Below are 15,249 nucleotides of genomic sequence, written 5' to 3' on the forward strand. Positions count from 1 at the left end.
CGAGGCTTTCACATCATGCGCTCTCGCAGATTGAACAGGATGACGAGCGTACCCCCGACCATCAGCGCTATAATCAGCAGCGAGAAAAGGATCAGCTGGAGATCGTCCCGTGCTGACCGCGCCAGGGTGATGTGCAGAAAGCAGCGGAACTGCACGACTATCTGGATCAGCCCGAGCGCAAGTATCATCGCGAACGTCGCACCCGATCCGAAGACTGGCCAGCGCACCAAGGCGAATGCCGCACAAGTGAGCGCAAGCGCGGCGCCATAGCCGGTCAGATAGGTGCGGATCTCCCGGCGCCGACTGTCGGAGGGCCCGCTCATCGGATCAGTCCCGGTAGATAGACAGTGGAGAAGATCGCGATCCACACGACATCGAGGAAGTGCCAGAATAGTCCGAGGCGCAGCACGTTGATCTTCACGCGGGAATCCGCCCCGAATACGCACAACTGCACCATCATTACGACGATCCACAAGCTGCCCGTAAGAACGTGCAGGCCGTGGAGGGGGACCAGCCCGAAGAAGGCTGACAGATAGCCGCTGCGGGTCGGATAGGCGCCGTGTGCGAACATCTGGGCGAAGTCGTGCAACTCTAGCCCGAGGAACAGCAGCCCTAGTGCCAGCGTCACCCCCATCCAGCTCAACACCTGCCGCAGATGCCCTCCGTGCTTCATCGCCACGGATGCCATTCCGAACGTCAGGCTGCTGGTAAGCAGCACCAGCGTCTCTACAAAGGTCGGGCCGATCTTGTACTCGCTTGCTGGCGTCGGCCCTCCCGCGGTCGCTGGCAGCATCACGCCATAAGTAGCGAACAGCAACGCGAATATCACCGCATCGCTCATCAGGAACATCCAGAAGCCGAACACGTCTCCGCCGGCCGCCTCATGCGTCTCGGCGTCGGTGGAGCCGAGATTGAGCCCAGGATGCTGTACTTCTCCTGTGCTCATACGGAAGCCTCGGCGAGACCCTGGTTGGCCTGCGTCATCTCAAGCTCGCGCGGGATCGGCCGTGCTCTGTGCACTGCGGACAACCAGATCTCTTCCGTATGCTGAACCTCTTCAGCGGGGATGATCCGCTCCGAATCCCGCACAAAACTACGTGCGACGACGGTTGCGACGGTCACCAGCGTGCCGAGGATCGCGAGCCACCACATGTACCACACGAGCCCGAAGCCGGTCGCAGCGCCGGCAATGCCGATGATCGGCGCAACGGCGCTGTTCTTCGGCATCTCTATGTCGTTGTAATGCGGCGGCCGCGCATAGGGCGCGTTCTTCCGCTTATCATCATAGAAGGCGAAGCGCTGTTCCACATGCGGCAGATTCGCGAAGTTGTACTCCGGCGGCGGAGCCGACGTGGCCCATTCGAGGCCGCGTCCATCCCATGGGTCGCCCGCAAGCACGCGGGTGACATCGCGCTGGCGAATGCTCACCCACAGCTGGATCAAGAGCGCTGCCAACCCGCAAAACAGGATCACCGCGCCCAGTTCCGCGGCATAGAGCCACGACCGATAGGCGGGCTCGAACACTGCCAGTGTACGCCGAGCCATGCCGGCGGCGCCCAGCACGTAGAGCGGCATGAACGCGAGATAGAAGCCGATCACCCAGCAGGCGCAGGCGATGCGTCCCCATGTCTCGTTCAGGCGGAACCCGAACGCTTTGGGGAACCAGAAGGTATAGGCCGCGATCATGCCGTAAAGCGTGCCGGGGATCAGCATGTTGTGGAAGTGCGCAACCAGGAACAGCGTGTTATGGACGACATAGTCCAGCGGCGGAAACGCCAGGATGATGCCGGTCAGTCCGCCCAGCACGAAGGTCATCATGAACGCCAGCGAGTAGAGCATCGGCGTAGAGAAGCGCACCTCGCCGCGAAACATGGTCCAGATCCAGTTGTAGATCTTCACTCCGGTCGGCACGCCGATCGTCATCGTGGCGATGCCGAAGGCCGCGTTGATCGTGGGGCTCTGACCCATGGTAAAGAAGTGATGCAGCCACACTGTGAACGAGAGCGCCGCGATCGCCATCGTCGCGATCACTAGCGAGATGTAGCCGTAGAGCTCCTTGGAGGAGAAGGTCGACACCACCTCGGAGTAGATACCGAATGCGGGCAGGATGACGATGTAGACCTCGGGATGCCCGAACATCCAGAACAGGTTGGCATAGTGCATCATGTTGCCGCCAAGGGCATTGGTGAAGAAGTGGAAGCCCAAGTAGCGGTCCAGCGCCAGCAACACCGTCGCCACCGTCAACGGCGGCATGGCGAATACCATCAGAATCGCGGTGCACAGGCTGGTCCAGCAGAACATCTGCATTCGCATCAGCTTCATGCCTGGGGCACGCATCTTGTAGATGGTGACGGCTATGTTGATGCCGGTCAGAGTCGAGGCGATCGAGCCAAGCGTCACAGCCCAGATCCAGTAATCCGGCCCGACACCGGGATTGAACTCGATCTCGGTAAAGGGCGGATAACCGCTCCACCCGCCGGTCGAAAAGCGGCCGATGACCAGGCTCACCATCATCAGTGCCGCACCTGCTCCCGTCAGCCACAGCCCGATCGCGTTGAGCAGGGGAAAAGCAACATCACGCGCGCCGATCTGAAGCGGCACGATATAGTTGATGATGCCGGTCAGAAACGGCATCGCCATAAAGAAGATCATGATCGAGCCATGAGTGCTGAACAGCTGCGCGAGGTGCTCGGGCCCGATGAAGCCAGGATCGTTGATCGCGGTGGCCTGTTGCAGCCGCATCAGGTTTGCCTCAACCAGCGCGCGCGCCAGCATCACGAAGGCGATCACCACATACATGATGCCGATCTTCTTGTGATCGAGGCTGGTCAGCCACTCCCTCCACAGCCAGCCCCAGCGTCCCAGCACGGTGAGCAGCACAACGACGAACAAAGCGCTGAGCACCACCACAGCGCCTGCGCCCGCTGCGATAATCTCGTTGGCGGTCGGGTTTTCCCATGCCCGGACGAAGGGCAGCGCATGCCAGTCAAAACGGCCGAGCACTGCTGGCCATACGGGCGCGCTCACTGAGGGCCTCTATGGGTATCGAGGCGCGTGGGGGCGATCATCATCTGGCGGAACAACCCTGGTGGCACGGTTGAGAAGAAGACAGGCTGCGGCGCAACCGAGCGCGCAGTTATCCTGGCGAGCGCCTGGCTGTCGAGCGGCCGGGCAGATGCGCGCACGCGCGCCAGCCAGCGAGTGTAATCCGCCGGGCTCATCGCGATTACCTCGAACTTCTGCCTATGGAAGCCCTTGCCGTTGAACTGGGTGTTTTCGCCTCGAAACACCCCGGTGCGGCTGGCGGCAAGATTGAGCTCGGTGCGCATCCCCGCCATCGCATAGATCTGGCCGGCAAGCTGCGGGATCAGCATCGACTGCATCACTGTGCCGCTGGTCAGGCTAACATGGACAGGACGACCGACCGGAATCGCAAGCTGGTTGACGGTGGCGACGCGCTCGTCCGGATAGATGAACAGCCATTTCCAGTCGAGCGCGACTGCCTGCACCTCCACCGGCGGAGCGGGCGAGGTAAGGCGGTGGTATGGGTCCAGCCGGTGGGTATATCCCCAGAGCAGGAAGCTCAGGCCGATCACGATGCCGATCGGCGGCACCCAGACGAGAATCTCGAGAGGCCAGGAGAATCCCCAGTCCGGTCGGTAGGAATAATGTTTGTTCGACAGTCGGTAATGCCATGCAACCAGCGGCACGAGGATCAGCACCGGGCCGGCAACGAAGGCAAGCACCGCCGCAACGATCAGGTACAGCTCCCATTGCTCGGCCGCCACGGGGCCAGCATGGTTCGCAACGCCGAGTTCTAGCGCGCTGCAACCACCGAGCAATGGCAGCAACAGGACGAGCGCCCGGATGGAATGAGAGGGGGGCATAGACACCGTCCTATGTCCGCCCCCCCCAGGCGGCAACCACCTACGCCACAATCCGCCACGACAGCTGACCGAAAGGAACCGACAGGCAGGCGGCGGCTTTCCTGCAAGTGCCGCGATGCGGAGCTATTAACAGGAGGTCGGATGCGAACGGGAGGCAGACATATTCTTTCTCTTCTCTAACAGGATGGGCTGCCTGGGGTCGCTTGTAGCCTCCGCTCTTGGCACGATCTTGCTTCTCATGCTCTTCGGCTTCTTGTGATTGCCGATGCCTGACGCTCTCCTGGTGCCCGTGCCTGCGCGAGTCCTGTTCAACATCGAGGATCTACGTGGAACCTATGCGGATGATCTTTGTTCTGGCAAGCAGTCCGGGTCAGAATGGCTGGTACTCGCCGTTCCACATCCCCCATGTTGACCCGCCCGAGGCTGGCTCATTCTGGCTCGGGCACTCCTGAGATGAGTGCCGAGCGGCTGCGACGGCGCGAGCTCGTGGCACAAGAGCCGACTTAAGGGGTAACGTCTGATGCGATCACGGCTCTTCAACGTCATCGAAGTGGTGCGGGCGAGCTACTGGTTTATCCCCAGCGTCATGGCCATTGTCGCCATCCTGCTGGGTGGCCTCGCCGTGTGGCTGGACTCTTTAGGGCCGGCGGACGACTGGTTGAGCGGGCTCAGCTGGTATCAAAGCGCCAAACCGGACGGCGCCCACGAAGTCCTCTCGACCATAGCGGGATCGATGATCACCGTCGCCGGCGTGGTCTTTTCGATCACGATCGTGGCACTGGCCTATGCCTCAAGCCAGTATGGCCCGCGTCTCCTCACCAACTTCATGACCAATCGGGGCAACCAGGTCACGCTCGGCACGTTCATCGCTACCTTCGTGTACTGCCTGGTCGTACTGCGCACAATCCGAGGCGGAGACGAGGAGTTCGTGCCGCAGCTTGCAGTCATGATCGGCATGGTGCTCGGGCTCGCCTCCATCGGCGTACTCATTTACTTCATCCACCACGTGCCGCAGTCCATTCACATCAACAAGGTGGTGGCGAACATCGGCCGGCAACTGATCGCCTCGGTCGGCAACAGATTTCCCGACTTCATTGGCGAAGAAGCCGCTCCTCACGAACGCGCGTTTCGCCGCGTGCCGGAAGCGGCGGCTGCCTTGTCAGGCAAGGGCGACGACCCGCGCCTCGTCAGCATTGTCGGCAACGCGACCGGCTATATCGAGGCAATTGACGAAGCCCGCCTCATGGAGAATGCACAACGGCATGACCTCGTGGTGCGGCTACGCTACCGCCCTGGAGACTACCTTCACGCAGGCCGTACGTTGCTTCAGGCTTGGCCTTCCGAGCGAGTGAGCCGCGAGGCCGCCGAAGGGCTGCGAGGAAGCTATGCTGTAGGAGACAAGCGCACTCCCTATGGAGATCTCGACTTCCTGATCGAGGAACTGGTCGAGATTGCCGCACGGGCGTTGTCACCGGGTGTCAACGATCCAGCCACCGCTCGCACTTGCTTCGATTGGCTTGGAGCCGGCGCCTCCGAACTCGCACGCCGGAAACTGCCCGTTCCCGAACGGACCGACAAGGAAGGTTGTGTGCGCGTCATCGCTCAGCCCGAGCGCTTCGAGGACTTCATCGGCCGCTCCTTCGGAGCTTTACGGCAATATGCAGCGACAGACATGACGGCTGCCTTGCATGTGCTTCGCACGCTCGGCGAAGTTGCTGTCGCCTGCGTTCAGCACACTCAATTGGCAGCCCTACGCGCCGAAGCGCAGTGGCTCATGGAAATGGCGGACTGCGCCCTTGAGGGCCAAGCCAACGAGGAAGTGCGCCGCCGTGGCGAAACGCTGAAACGGCTGATCGACGTCGGCTTGGAAGGGGGCCGCGATGCCATGGACGCCATGCAGCCGGCATGGTTGGGCGGCACCGCCTGAGCCGCCATCCTCTCGCTAGAGGTTCGGAAAGCTGGACGCGCAGGTCTTCCAGCTTTCGGCTCAGCTCACGTCAGCTTGCTGCGTCCTGCGAATTGGAAATCGCGCTTCTGAAGAGGCTGTTCGGCGCCTCCCAGTCCATCCGCACGCGGCGATGGGCCAGCAGCCACTCGCCTTCGACCTTGCGGAACCTGTCGAGATAATAGCCCGCATGATCGGGGCCGATATTTGTCCAGGCGACCCAATAGGTCCGCGCTTCGGCGCTGTCGGTTGCCGTGAGGTCGATCCGTGATGTCGAGAGATGATGCCGCACGAAAGTGGCACCATGGGTGTCACCTTCGCCAGCGAGCCACCGCTCCTGCCAGGCGCGGATTTGAGCACGTCCTTCGTAGCGGAAGGCGCGATCCTCCGGCACATGTTCGCTTTCCATCACCGCATCCTCGGTGAAACAAGAAACGAAGTCCTCGACCCGCAGGCGATCGCCCGAGGTCGTGTACTTCGCCATCACGTGCCGTATCGCCTCGCGGGCGAGTAAGTCGTCCACTGTCATGACATTACCAATCCTGCATCGACATTGATCGACTGGCCGGTGATCGTACGAGCTTCGTCCGAGGCGAGGAACAGCGCCGTGCGGGCGACATCCTCTGGCGTGGAGAAAGTCTTGAGCGGCAAGGGCGCGACAATCCCGGCCTCGATCTCTTCAACGCTCTTGCCCTGCTCGGTGGCGACCCGCTTTATGTAGTTGACCATCAGATCGGTGCCGATCGCGCCCGGCACCACGCAGTTGCAGCGGATCCCGTATTCGCCCACTTCACGTGCGACCGTCTTGGTAAGGATGCGCAGCGCGCCTTTGGCGGCGGAATAATGGCTCTTGCGGACCATGCCGTCCCAGCCGGCGCTGGACGAGAAATTGACGATCGAACCGGCACGACGCTCCAGCATAGAGCGGTTGAGGACCTCGCGCGTGCACAACATGGCCGCCATGCAATCGACCTTGTACGTGTCGAGGAAGTTATCGACCGTCTGTTCCCAGATGAACTTGTCGGTGCCGGGCACGGCGGCGTTGTTCATCATGACATCGACCTGCCCCCACCGGCTCATCGCCGCCTCCACCATGGCTGCGACGTCCTCTTCGTTGGTCACGTCGGCCCGCACTGCCAAAACGTCCGCTCCGATCGCCGATGCCGCCTGCTCGACCAGCTCCAGCCGTCGCGCGGCGAGGACCAGCTTGGCTCCTTCCTGCGCCATCATCTGCGCCATGACCGGCCCAAGCCCGGTGCTCGCGCCCGTGATGATCGCCACTTTTCCTTCGAAGCGCCTGTTGGTTGTAGAGCTCATATTGCGGCCACCTTTTGCATGGTCTCATGGCTTTCCGGGCTGCCGTCGAGCGCACGGTTGAACCGCTCGACAATGCGCCAGCCCTGTTCGGTGCGCCTGAACGTCCAGTGATTGACCGCAGCCCGCCAGAGGAACCAGCGGTCGCCCTCCTTCAGGATCACCACCGAATACCCGATGGCCTCTGCGTTATCGCCATCAACGCTGATCTTGGGCGTGGCCGTAAGGTGCGCGCAGCCGGTCTTCACGAGATCGAGGTGCCCCTCCCAACCGTACATACCGGCGATCTCGTCAGGCGCCGACAGCCGCTTGGTGCCGCCGTCGGGCAAAGTGAAGTTATAGCCTCCGCCTTCCACCCACAAAGCGCCCGCAGGCTCAGCCGTCGCGCTGTCCACCAGCGGGCCATAAGTGTTGAGAATGTTGAGGATTTCGAGATGATCCTCCGCCTTTCGACAACGCGCCTCCAGCAGGGCAAGCCGCTCCTCCACCGATCCTTGCGCCATGTTCTCTCCCGTTTTTGCTTATGTCCTGAACACCAGTTCAGCCCATGGTACGGGTGGGGGCAAGTTCCCGCTTGGGGGCAGAGCCTGCCAGTCAAACCAGGGGTGACTATCTGCGCCTTCGAGCGAGACGTTATGGCTGAAGGTGTCACCATCCGATGGAAGCGGTAGACGAATCAGGTCGACGCGAAGGCCCACGGAGCATGGGTGATGCCGGTGCGCGCCGCATCCGCGAGCGTCGCTGCGTCGAGTACGGCCATGAATGCACCGAGTGCGCGCGCCAGAAGCGAACTGGTCCCGCAATCGCCGCGTAGAGCACAGCCGCTGCAGTCCGCGATGCGCATCCCTTTCTCGAGTGCCCGCACCACTTGCCCGACGGTAACGTCTTCGGCGGGGCGAGCAAGAGACACGCCGCCGCTGCGACCGCGGTGGCTGGCGACGAAGCCCTCACGGACAAGCTTTTGCGCCACCTTCGCCACGTGGTGGTACGACAGGCCCTGCTCGGCTGCGAAGTCGGTCAGAGCGACAGGCCCTCCGCCTGCGCGCGCCAGCACAATCAGCAGCCGCAAGCCGTAATCCGTGTGCTGGGTCAGTTGCATGCCCACGACCATGGATTTCCGGCTTGCGCAAATCAAGTAAGTTTAATACTGGTATTTCAATTACTATATTTAGGAGAGGCACCACCATGCGCACTTGCAGCCCGGAATCGATCGCCATCGTGAAAGCAACCGCGCCCGCGATCGAACAACACGGCGTAACAATCACCACGGCCATGTACCGTCGCTTGTTTCAGAATCAGGAAGTGGCAGCGATGTTCGATAAGGCCGCGCAAGAAAGCGGAGAGCAGCCGAAGCGGCTTGCTGCCGCCATCCTTGCGTACTCCAAGAACATCGACAAGCTGCAGAACCTCGGGCCGGCAGTGAACCGCATGGTCGCCCGTCACGTGGAGACCGGCGTGAAGGCCGAGCACTACCCGCTCGTGGCAGAAGCTCTGCTGCCCGCGGTTCGCGAAGTGCTTGGCGAGGATGTCGCCACTGACGAAGTGCTCGCCGCTTGGGGCGAGGCTTACTGGATGCTGGCAGACATCCTCATCGCCGCTGAGCAGGAAGAGTACGAGAAGCGCGCTGCCTGAGGCGCATCCAATCTGCGGGCCGCTCCCGCAAAGCCGGGAGTGACCTACAGCTTGGGCAGGGTGACGCCGAGTTGGCCCATGTACTTGCCGGCGCGGTCAGCATAACTGACTTCGCAAGGCTCGTTGCCCTGCAGAAACAGGAACTGGCACGCGCCCTCGTTCGCATAGACCTTCGCCGGCAGCGGCGTGGTGTTCGAGAATTCGAGTGTCACGTGCCCTTCCCAGCCGGGTTCGAGCGGTGTCACGTTCACGATGATGCCGCACCGTGCATACGTCGACTTGCCCAGGCAGATCACCAAAACATCGCGCGGCACGCGGAAATACTCGACCGTGCGAGCCAACGCGAACGAATTGGGCGGTATAACGCAAACATCTGTCTGGCGATCGACAAAGGAATTGGAGTCGAAGTCCTTGGGGTCGACCACCGCCGAATCGACGTTCGTGAAGATCTTGAACTCGTCCGCGACGCGCGCATCGTAGCCGTAGGACGACAGCCCGTACGAGATACAGCCGTCGCGACGCTGCGCCTCGACGAACGGCTCGATCATGCCGGTGCTGAGGGCCTGCTCGCGAATCCACTTGTCACTGAGAATTGCCATGAGCAGCGGAATTCCCGATGCCTCCCGCATGAGCAAGCGCGAAGCCGCAGTTGTCCACCGCTTGAGCTACGGTCTCAAGACTTGCAGGGCTCTCGCGACAGGCGCGCGGTGGCGGTGTTTTATACTTTAACACTGTGCTGATATCCTAGGCGGCATGAAGGCAACCACGCGCATCCTCGTCGTCCTTGGCACCCGTCCTGAGGCGATCAAGCTGTTCCCCGTCATCCACGCCCTTCGTGCAGACGACCGCTTCGACTGCGTCGTTTGCGTTTCGGCGCAGCACCGTCAGATGCTGGACCAGGTGCTCGCGATCGCCGGGATTGTGCCAGACCACGACCTGGACGTGATGCGACCCGACCAGACGCTCGATGCGCTTACCGCCAGCCTGCTGACCGGCCTGGGCAACGTCATGGATAAGGTGAAGCCGGACCGCGTCATCGTCCAGGGGGACACCGCGACGGCCATGTCAGGTGCCCTTGCTGCCTACTATCGCAAGTTGCCGGTCGACCATGTCGAGGCGGGCCTGCGCAGCTACAACATCCATCACCCCTGGCCCGAAGAAGTGAACCGCAAGATCATTGGTGCCATGGCCAGCCTCCACTTCGCCCCGACCGCCACGGCCGCCGCCGCTTTGCTGAAGGAAAACACGGATCCGGCACGCGTACACGTCACCGGCAACACCGTGATCGACGCGCTGCACTGGGTCTCCGCGCGAATCGAGGCCGATCCCTCGCTTGCGAGCGGCCTCGCCGAACTGGAGCAGCGATTCGCGGGTAAGCGCATAATCGGGGTAACCAGCCACAGGCGAGAGAACTTCGGCGACGGTATGGAGGGGATTGCCAGGGCCATTCGCGAGATCGCCGCCCGGCCCGACGTGGCAGTGATCTTTCCCGTTCATCTCAACCCCAACGTGCGCAAAGTGATGAACGAGGGCCTGGCGGGGCTCGACAACGTCGCGCTGATCGAGCCGCTCGATTACCCGCACTTTGCACGCCTGCTGAACATCGCGGAGATCATGCTGACGGACAGTGGCGGCGTGCAGGAAGAAGCGCCTGCGCTTGGCAAGCCCGTCCTCGTCATGCGCGAAACCACGGAGCGTCCGGAAGGCGTGCAAGCGGGAACTGCGAAACTGGTCGGCACCGACGCCGCCACCATCGTTACCGAAATTTCAACACTGCTAGACGATAGCGGAGCCTACGAGGCCATGGCGCGCGCCCATAACCCGTTTGGGGACGGTCGCAGCTCGGCCTGCATCGTGGAGCTGCTCGCCAATGAAATCGGACACTAAGCCTGACGTCTGCGTCGTAGGTCTTGGCTATATCGGACTTCCCACCGCCGCGGTGATTGCCCGCGCCGGGTGCAAGGTGCGAGGCCTTGATGTCTCGCAGCGCGTAGTCGACACGATCAATCGCGGTGAGATCCACATCGAGGAAGTCGACCTGGACGGCCTCGTCCAGGGCGTTGTCGCGCGCGGGCTGCTCTCGGCCTCAACCACCGTCGCTCCAGCCGATGTTTTCGTGATCGCGGTGCCCACGCCCTTCGACAAGGATCACGCACCGGACATCACGTACGTCCTGGCCGCTGGCGAGACGATCGCGCCGGTACTGAAGGCAGGCGACGTGGTGATCCTTGAATCGACTTCGCCTGTCGGCACTACCGAGCGCCTGCGCGATCTGATTGCCGCGCGCCGCCCCGACCTGAAGGTGCCCGGTCTCACGCGCGAGACCCCGGATATTGCCATCTCCTATTGCCCGGAGCGCGTCCTTCCGGGGCGCATCCTCGAAGAGCTGACAAACAACGACCGCTCTATCGGCGGCATCACTCCGCGCTGCGCGCGCAAGGCGCTGGCGTTCTACAAGCGCTTCGTTCGCGGCGAATGCGTCACCACCGACGCCCGCTCGGCCGAAATGACCAAGCTGGTGGAAAACGCCTATCGCGACGTCAATATCGCCTTCGCCAACGAGCTGTCGATCGTGTCCGACCGCATGGGCCTCAACGTGTGGGAGGTGATCCGCCTTGCCAACCGCCACCCGCGCGTGAACATTCTCTCGCCCGGGCCGGGTGTGGGCGGCCACTGCATCGCGGTTGACCCTTGGTTCATCGTCCACAGCGCGCCCGAGGAGACGCCGCTCATCCGCACAGCGCGCGGCGTGAACGACGGCAAGATGCACCACGTCATCCAGAAGGCCGATGAGCTGGTCACCGCGTATCCGGACGCACGCGTCGCGTGTCTAGGGCTGGCGTTCAAGGCCAATATTGATGACTTCCGCGAGAGTCCGGCTCGCTTCGTCGCTGCGCGCCTTGCACGCAAGTACGGCGATCGCGTTCACATCGTCGAACCGTACGCAGCCGAGCTGCCGATGGAATTCGCCGACACCGGCGCCGTCCAGATCGACGTCGACGAGGCTCTGGAGACATGCGACATTCTCATCGTGCTTGTCGATCACGATGTGTTTCGCGTGGTGCCGCTGGCCGAGCGCGCCAGCAAGCTTGTCTACGACACGCGTGGGATCTGGCCCGATCAGCCGCAAGCAGCTCGGAAAGCGCCGGAAGTGCTCCGGCTCGCGAGCTAAACCCGCTTCAGATCCCAGCGTACCAGGCGTATCCGCTGCGGTCTTCCCAATAGCCGCCGTTTCCGCCGTAAACCCCTTCCAGCGTCTCGCGCGCCTCGATGCGCATGACGAACTTGGCGTGCTTGTAGCCCAGCTGACGTTCCACTCTGAGGCGGAGCGGAGCGCCGTGCGCCTCGTCGAGCGGCCGGCCGTTCATCTCCCAGGCGAGGATGGTCTGGGGATGATACGCGTCAACCATGTCGATCGACTCGTAATAGGGCGCGCCACCGTAGATGTCGGCGCAGTGGAAGACGATGTACTTCGCCGCAGGGCTGACACCCGCCAGTTGCAGCAAGTCCGAAAGCCGCGGTCCTTGCCACTGACCGATCGCACTCCAGCCTTCAACGCAGTCGTGCCGCGTGATCTGCGAACGCTGCGGCATAGCCCTGAGCGCGTTGAGCGGCAGGTCGAGAGGCCGCGCGACGAGGCCGTCAACGCGCAGAGCCCAACTGTCGAACCCTTGCGCAAGGTGGCGTTTGTAGTCTTCGCCCGCACCCTCGCGGCTGCCGTTGGCGCGGAACACCGGCGAGATGTCCGATACCCGAAACTCGCGCGCGAGCGCGCCGTCCGCCAGCGCGCGCTGGGTCACGCGATGGAGATCCTGTCCACTTTCAAGCGCGCTGCGAAATGCCGGTTGCTGGTAAAGCTTGTCGCAGCCGGAAAGCAGCAAGCTGCCGCCCAGCACACCGGTCCGGATCAGGGCCCGTCGCGAAAGGATGAGTTGGCTCATACCCTGTCAGCCCTGTCGTGCGGGAGGCGATACTTGCCCGTGATGATGGAGCGCATCTCGTTCCATGGTCCTGCGAGCATAACCATGGCGATGTGAACGAGGACAAAACCCACCAGCGCCCAGGCGCACAGGAAGTGCACCGAACGCGCGGACTGCCGTCCCCCGAACAGCTGCGTCACCAGCGGTGCCCAGGCATCCGTCGCAGGTGACATGCCCAGTCCGGTGAGGATCATGAGCGGGATCAATACAAAGAGCACCAGGGCGTAGGATATCTTCTGCAGAAAACTGTAGCGCAGCGCTGCACTGCCGGCGGGAAAGCGGAGGCGCGCGTGATTCTTGATGTCACGCCAAATATCCGCCCGCCGCCACTCCCGACGCGGAATATGGATGTCGCGCCGCAAGTGGCCGTTTACGAGCGACCAGATGAGATAGACCGCCAATCCGACCGCCAGCACCCAGGCAAAGGCGAGGTGCCAGACCCGACCATCAACAAGGCTGTAACGCGAAGGGAGCGTCGCCCACCACGGAAAGGCCCGGTAGCGTTCCACGCCGCCCGGATCGATCCACGACCCGAGCACGCCGCCGGTAGGCACGCTCAGCGAGCCGATCCGCAAGTACCCCTCGCCACCCCGCTGTCCGATCTCAAACCAGGCGTAGTCGAAGTTCGCGCCGTACTCGCCCCAGTAGAGCCGCGGGTGCGCGTTGAAGATCATCAGTCCGCTCATCAGCAGGACCAGCAGGGTCACGGCGTTTACCCAGTGCCATATCCGCGTCGAGAGCCGATGCCGCCGAACGAGATCGCCGCCGCGCGCTTCGGTCCCGCTCTGGTTTTCCAAAGCGCTCACCTGCGAGAAAGCCCCTCGTTGCCGTCTTCCATACGAATACGGAGGGTGTTCTGGACAAAGGCTGTGGCAACGTACTGCCCCACCATCATGGGGAATTCGATCAGCTGTTGCTCGTCCCAGCTCCCGGCCAGCGTGTCCCAGGTCGCATCTGAAAGGACCTTGCTTTCTAGCAACTCTTCCACCCCGGCGAGGATCGCCCGCTCGTGCTCGCTCCAGCCCGGCGCCTGCGAGCCTTGCCTGGCCCGCTCCACCTCTTCGGCGCTGATGCCGACTCGCTTGGCAATGGAGACGTGCTGGCCCCACTCGTAAGGCGCGCCGCACAACCAACCCACTCGCAGGATCGCCAACTCACGCTCTCGCGCCGGAATCGCTCCCTGGAACAGCACCGTGCCAAGCTCCATCTGGCAGCGGAATACGCGCGGATGACGGATCATCGTGCGCATGTATTCAGGCACGATCGTGGCGGGGCCGGCTCCTGCCGCCGCGCGGATCTCGTTGATCAGGTCGATGGAGGCGGGGTCGAGCGCATCCTGCGCCACAGGTTCGATCCGCGGCGCTTCTCCGATCACGTGCCGCTGGCGCTCGGCGATGTCCCAATCAACCTGCATGCTCTCTCCTATTGGCCGATCATATGGACTGCCACTTCCCGGCGATGTGGCCTGCGGCGATGCTCGGCAAGGTAGATCCCCTGCCAGGTGCCTAGCCGCATGCGTCCACGTGCGACCGGAATCTGCAAGTTTACGCCCGTTAAAGTCGCTCGCAAATGCGCGGGCATGTCGTCCGGCCCTTCGTCGTCATGCCGGTAGTGATCGCCCTCTGGCGCGATGCGATCAAACCACGCCATCAAATCGTGCCGAACGGCACGCGCTGCATTCTCCTGGATCAGAAGCGAGGCCGATGTATGGCGGCAAAGCAAAGTCAGCAGGCCGTCGGTCATGCCGGTGCCGGAAAGCCAATCCGCCACGTCCGAACTGATATCCGTCAGCCCGCGTCCCGCGGTGTCGAAGCAAAGGGTTGTGCCAGCCTGCCGCATTCCGCCTTTTTGGCCCGCAACGTGCGCGCTGGCAATGGCGCCTCGTCCGTTCAATTGCCGAACGGCCCTGCTACGAGTAGCTTGGCGGGATTCCCAAGCGACAGGACTGCCATGAGCACGACGGCCGAACCCGAACTGCACTACCTCGAATACTACGAAGAGTTTCTCGCCAAAGTACGGCTCCTTGCGTGCAGGATCGTGGAAAGCGAGTGGCAGCCCGAGTTCGTCATCGGCGTGGGCCGCGGCGGGCTCGTGCCTGGGGTCTACCTCTCGCACCAGCTCCAACTGCCGATGCTCTCCATTGACCATTCCTCGCGCGTGCCAGGCTTTGCCGATGAACTGCTTGCCAAAGTGGCGGCGATGAGCGCAGCTGGCAATCGGCTGCTGTTCGTAGATGACATCAACGATAGCGGCGGAACGATCACAACCATTCGCAAGCTGCTCCATGGCAGCGGTTGCTCCGACGGAAACCTACGCTTCGCAGTGCTGATCAACAATCGAGGGTCGAAAGCAACCGTCGACTACTGGGCCGACATGATCGATCGTGCGGAGGACAAGCGCTGGTTCGTCTTCCCGTGGGAAGCCGTGGGCAGGACCGACGCGATCGTGGACGAAGCGCAGTCTGTGCCCGAGCGTTTGGCCTGAGTGCCAC

18 protein-coding genes are annotated in these 15,249 nt (G+C 62.6%); 5 read left to right on the plus strand and 13 right to left on the minus strand.

Features of this window, described 5'->3' with window-relative positions:
* Positions 1-8: 8 nt before the first annotated feature.
* The 4 genes from ABVV53_RS16470 to ABVV53_RS16485 are packed head-to-tail and all read right to left on the minus strand — an operon-like array spanning position 9 to position 3,887.
* Positions 9-323 carry a cytochrome o ubiquinol oxidase subunit IV gene (locus ABVV53_RS16470; RefSeq protein ID WP_353985521.1) on the minus strand — a complete coding sequence of 105 codons (315 nt, stop codon included), beginning with the start codon at positions 321-323 and terminating at the stop codon, positions 9-11.
* Positions 320-946, minus strand: coding sequence for a cytochrome c oxidase subunit 3 (locus ABVV53_RS16475; RefSeq protein ID WP_353985522.1), 627 nt, complete (start codon positions 944-946; stop codon positions 320-322). The genes ABVV53_RS16470 and ABVV53_RS16475 overlap by 4 nt, the downstream gene beginning before the upstream one ends.
* Positions 943-3,027: a cbb3-type cytochrome c oxidase subunit I gene (locus ABVV53_RS16480; protein ID WP_353985523.1), complete on the minus strand. Its 2,085-nt coding sequence runs from the start codon at positions 3,025-3,027 to the stop codon at positions 943-945. The genes ABVV53_RS16475 and ABVV53_RS16480 overlap by 4 nt, the downstream gene beginning before the upstream one ends.
* Entirely contained in the window at positions 3,024-3,887 is an 864-nt protein-coding gene (locus ABVV53_RS16485) for a cytochrome ubiquinol oxidase subunit II family protein (protein ID WP_353985524.1), read from the minus strand. The genes ABVV53_RS16480 and ABVV53_RS16485 overlap by 4 nt, the downstream gene beginning before the upstream one ends.
* A gap of 520 nt (positions 3,888-4,407) precedes the next feature.
* On the opposite strand from ABVV53_RS16485, the gene ABVV53_RS16490 reads away from it, so the two are divergent.
* Positions 4,408-5,814, plus strand: coding sequence for a DUF2254 domain-containing protein (locus tag ABVV53_RS16490; protein ID WP_353985525.1), 1,407 nt, complete (start codon positions 4,408-4,410; stop codon positions 5,812-5,814).
* Positions 5,815-5,884: 70 nt separating this feature from the next.
* Here the strand turns inward: ABVV53_RS16490 and ABVV53_RS16495 are convergent, their stop codons facing one another.
* From ABVV53_RS16495 to ABVV53_RS16510, 4 genes are all read right to left on the minus strand, one after another.
* Positions 5,885-6,361: a nuclear transport factor 2 family protein gene (locus ABVV53_RS16495; protein ID WP_353985526.1), complete on the minus strand. Its 477-nt coding sequence runs from the start codon at positions 6,359-6,361 to the stop codon at positions 5,885-5,887.
* Positions 6,358-7,149, minus strand: a complete 792-nt coding sequence (locus ABVV53_RS16500; RefSeq protein ID WP_353985527.1) for an SDR family NAD(P)-dependent oxidoreductase — start codon at positions 7,147-7,149, stop codon at positions 6,358-6,360. The genes ABVV53_RS16495 and ABVV53_RS16500 overlap by 4 nt, the downstream gene beginning before the upstream one ends.
* Positions 7,146-7,649 (minus strand): nuclear transport factor 2 family protein, encoded by a 504-nt coding sequence (locus ABVV53_RS16505; protein ID WP_353985528.1) that lies wholly within the window; start codon positions 7,647-7,649, stop codon positions 7,146-7,148. The genes ABVV53_RS16500 and ABVV53_RS16505 overlap by 4 nt, the downstream gene beginning before the upstream one ends.
* Positions 7,650-7,822: 173 nt before the next feature.
* Complete coding sequence (locus ABVV53_RS16510) at positions 7,823-8,257, minus strand: RrF2 family transcriptional regulator (protein ID WP_353985529.1); 435 nt, start codon at positions 8,255-8,257, stop codon at positions 7,823-7,825.
* Between the two features lie 74 nt (positions 8,258-8,331).
* Here ABVV53_RS16510 and ABVV53_RS16515 point away from each other — a divergent pair, with 74 nt between their 5' ends.
* A complete protein-coding gene (locus ABVV53_RS16515) occupies positions 8,332-8,778 on the plus strand; it encodes a globin domain-containing protein (RefSeq protein WP_353985530.1) in 447 nt (148 codons plus the stop codon).
* Positions 8,779-8,822: 44 nt separating this feature from the next.
* On the opposite strand, the gene dcd is transcribed toward ABVV53_RS16515, so the two are convergent.
* Complete coding sequence (dcd, locus tag ABVV53_RS16520; RefSeq protein WP_353985531.1) at positions 8,823-9,377, minus strand: dCTP deaminase; 555 nt, start codon at positions 9,375-9,377, stop codon at positions 8,823-8,825.
* A gap of 154 nt (positions 9,378-9,531) precedes the next feature.
* On the opposite strand from dcd, the gene wecB reads away from it, so the two are divergent.
* Together wecB and wecC are read left to right on the plus strand one after the other, a co-directional pair.
* Positions 9,532-10,665 (plus strand): non-hydrolyzing UDP-N-acetylglucosamine 2-epimerase, encoded by a 1,134-nt coding sequence (gene wecB, locus ABVV53_RS16525; protein ID WP_353985532.1) that lies wholly within the window; start codon positions 9,532-9,534, stop codon positions 10,663-10,665.
* On the plus strand, positions 10,649-11,950 hold the full coding sequence (gene wecC / locus ABVV53_RS16530) for a UDP-N-acetyl-D-mannosamine dehydrogenase (RefSeq protein WP_353985533.1): 1,302 nt from the start codon (positions 10,649-10,651) through the stop codon (positions 11,948-11,950). Before wecB ends, wecC begins: the two co-directional genes overlap by 17 nt.
* A 7-nt stretch (positions 11,951-11,957) precedes the next feature.
* On the opposite strand, the gene ABVV53_RS16535 is transcribed toward wecC, so the two are convergent.
* From ABVV53_RS16535 to ABVV53_RS16550, 4 genes are read right to left on the minus strand one after another with little or no spacing between them, the layout of a single operon-like run.
* Positions 11,958-12,719, minus strand: a complete 762-nt coding sequence (locus ABVV53_RS16535; protein WP_353985534.1) for a molybdopterin-dependent oxidoreductase — start codon at positions 12,717-12,719, stop codon at positions 11,958-11,960.
* The gene (locus ABVV53_RS16540) at positions 12,716-13,564 is read right to left on the minus strand and encodes a cytochrome b/b6 domain-containing protein (RefSeq protein WP_353985535.1); all 849 of its coding nucleotides are present in this window, start codon (positions 13,562-13,564) and stop codon (positions 12,716-12,718) included. The genes ABVV53_RS16535 and ABVV53_RS16540 overlap by 4 nt, the downstream gene beginning before the upstream one ends.
* Positions 13,561-14,172, minus strand: a complete 612-nt coding sequence (locus ABVV53_RS16545) for a carboxymuconolactone decarboxylase family protein (RefSeq protein ID WP_353985536.1) — start codon at positions 14,170-14,172, stop codon at positions 13,561-13,563. The genes ABVV53_RS16540 and ABVV53_RS16545 overlap by 4 nt, the downstream gene beginning before the upstream one ends.
* 8 nt (positions 14,173-14,180) lie before the next feature.
* Entirely contained in the window at positions 14,181-14,597 is a 417-nt protein-coding gene (locus tag ABVV53_RS16550; RefSeq protein WP_353985537.1) for a secondary thiamine-phosphate synthase enzyme YjbQ, read from the minus strand.
* A gap of 111 nt (positions 14,598-14,708) precedes the next feature.
* On the opposite strand from ABVV53_RS16550, the gene ABVV53_RS16555 reads away from it, so the two are divergent.
* Positions 14,709-15,242, plus strand: coding sequence for a phosphoribosyltransferase (locus ABVV53_RS16555; protein WP_353985538.1), 534 nt, complete (start codon positions 14,709-14,711; stop codon positions 15,240-15,242).
* Positions 15,243-15,249 lie beyond the last annotated feature (7 nt).

It is taken from the genome of Novosphingobium kalidii, assembly GCF_040534015.1.
Classification (GTDB): Bacteria; Pseudomonadota; Alphaproteobacteria; order Sphingomonadales; family Sphingomonadaceae; genus Novosphingobium; species Novosphingobium kalidii.

What these genes read in the sequence shown, in the direction of transcription:
- ABVV53_RS16470 (WP_353985521.1), bottom strand. Translation starts at nt 323, where the DNA reads ATGAGCGGGCCCTCCGACAGTCGGCGCCGGGAGATCCGCACCTATCTG.
- ABVV53_RS16475 (WP_353985522.1), bottom strand. Translation starts at nt 946, where the DNA reads ATGAGCACAGGAGAAGTACAGCATCCTGGGCTCAATCTCGGCTCCACC.
- ABVV53_RS16485 (WP_353985524.1), bottom strand. Translation starts at nt 3,887, where the DNA reads ATGCCCCCCTCTCATTCCATCCGGGCGCTCGTCCTGTTGCTGCCATTG.
- ABVV53_RS16490 (WP_353985525.1), top strand. Translation starts at nt 4,408, where the DNA reads ATGCGATCACGGCTCTTCAACGTCATCGAAGTGGTGCGGGCGAGCTAC.
- ABVV53_RS16495 (WP_353985526.1), bottom strand. Translation starts at nt 6,361, where the DNA reads ATGACAGTGGACGACTTACTCGCCCGCGAGGCGATACGGCACGTGATG.
- ABVV53_RS16500 (WP_353985527.1), bottom strand. Translation starts at nt 7,149, where the DNA reads ATGAGCTCTACAACCAACAGGCGCTTCGAAGGAAAAGTGGCGATCATC.
- ABVV53_RS16505 (WP_353985528.1), bottom strand. Translation starts at nt 7,649, where the DNA reads ATGGCGCAAGGATCGGTGGAGGAGCGGCTTGCCCTGCTGGAGGCGCGT.
- ABVV53_RS16510 (WP_353985529.1), bottom strand. Translation starts at nt 8,257, where the DNA reads ATGGTCGTGGGCATGCAACTGACCCAGCACACGGATTACGGCTTGCGG.
- ABVV53_RS16515 (WP_353985530.1), top strand. Translation starts at nt 8,332, where the DNA reads ATGCGCACTTGCAGCCCGGAATCGATCGCCATCGTGAAAGCAACCGCG.
- dcd (WP_353985531.1), bottom strand. Translation starts at nt 9,377, where the DNA reads ATGGCAATTCTCAGTGACAAGTGGATTCGCGAGCAGGCCCTCAGCACC.
- wecB (WP_353985532.1), top strand. Translation starts at nt 9,532, where the DNA reads ATGAAGGCAACCACGCGCATCCTCGTCGTCCTTGGCACCCGTCCTGAG.
- wecC (WP_353985533.1), top strand. Translation starts at nt 10,649, where the DNA reads ATGAAATCGGACACTAAGCCTGACGTCTGCGTCGTAGGTCTTGGCTAT.
- ABVV53_RS16535 (WP_353985534.1), bottom strand. Translation starts at nt 12,719, where the DNA reads ATGAGCCAACTCATCCTTTCGCGACGGGCCCTGATCCGGACCGGTGTG.
- ABVV53_RS16545 (WP_353985536.1), bottom strand. Translation starts at nt 14,172, where the DNA reads ATGCAGGTTGATTGGGACATCGCCGAGCGCCAGCGGCACGTGATCGGA.
- ABVV53_RS16550 (WP_353985537.1), bottom strand. Translation starts at nt 14,597, where the DNA reads ATGCGGCAGGCTGGCACAACCCTTTGCTTCGACACCGCGGGACGCGGG.
- ABVV53_RS16555 (WP_353985538.1), top strand. Translation starts at nt 14,709, where the DNA reads ATGAGCACGACGGCCGAACCCGAACTGCACTACCTCGAATACTACGAA.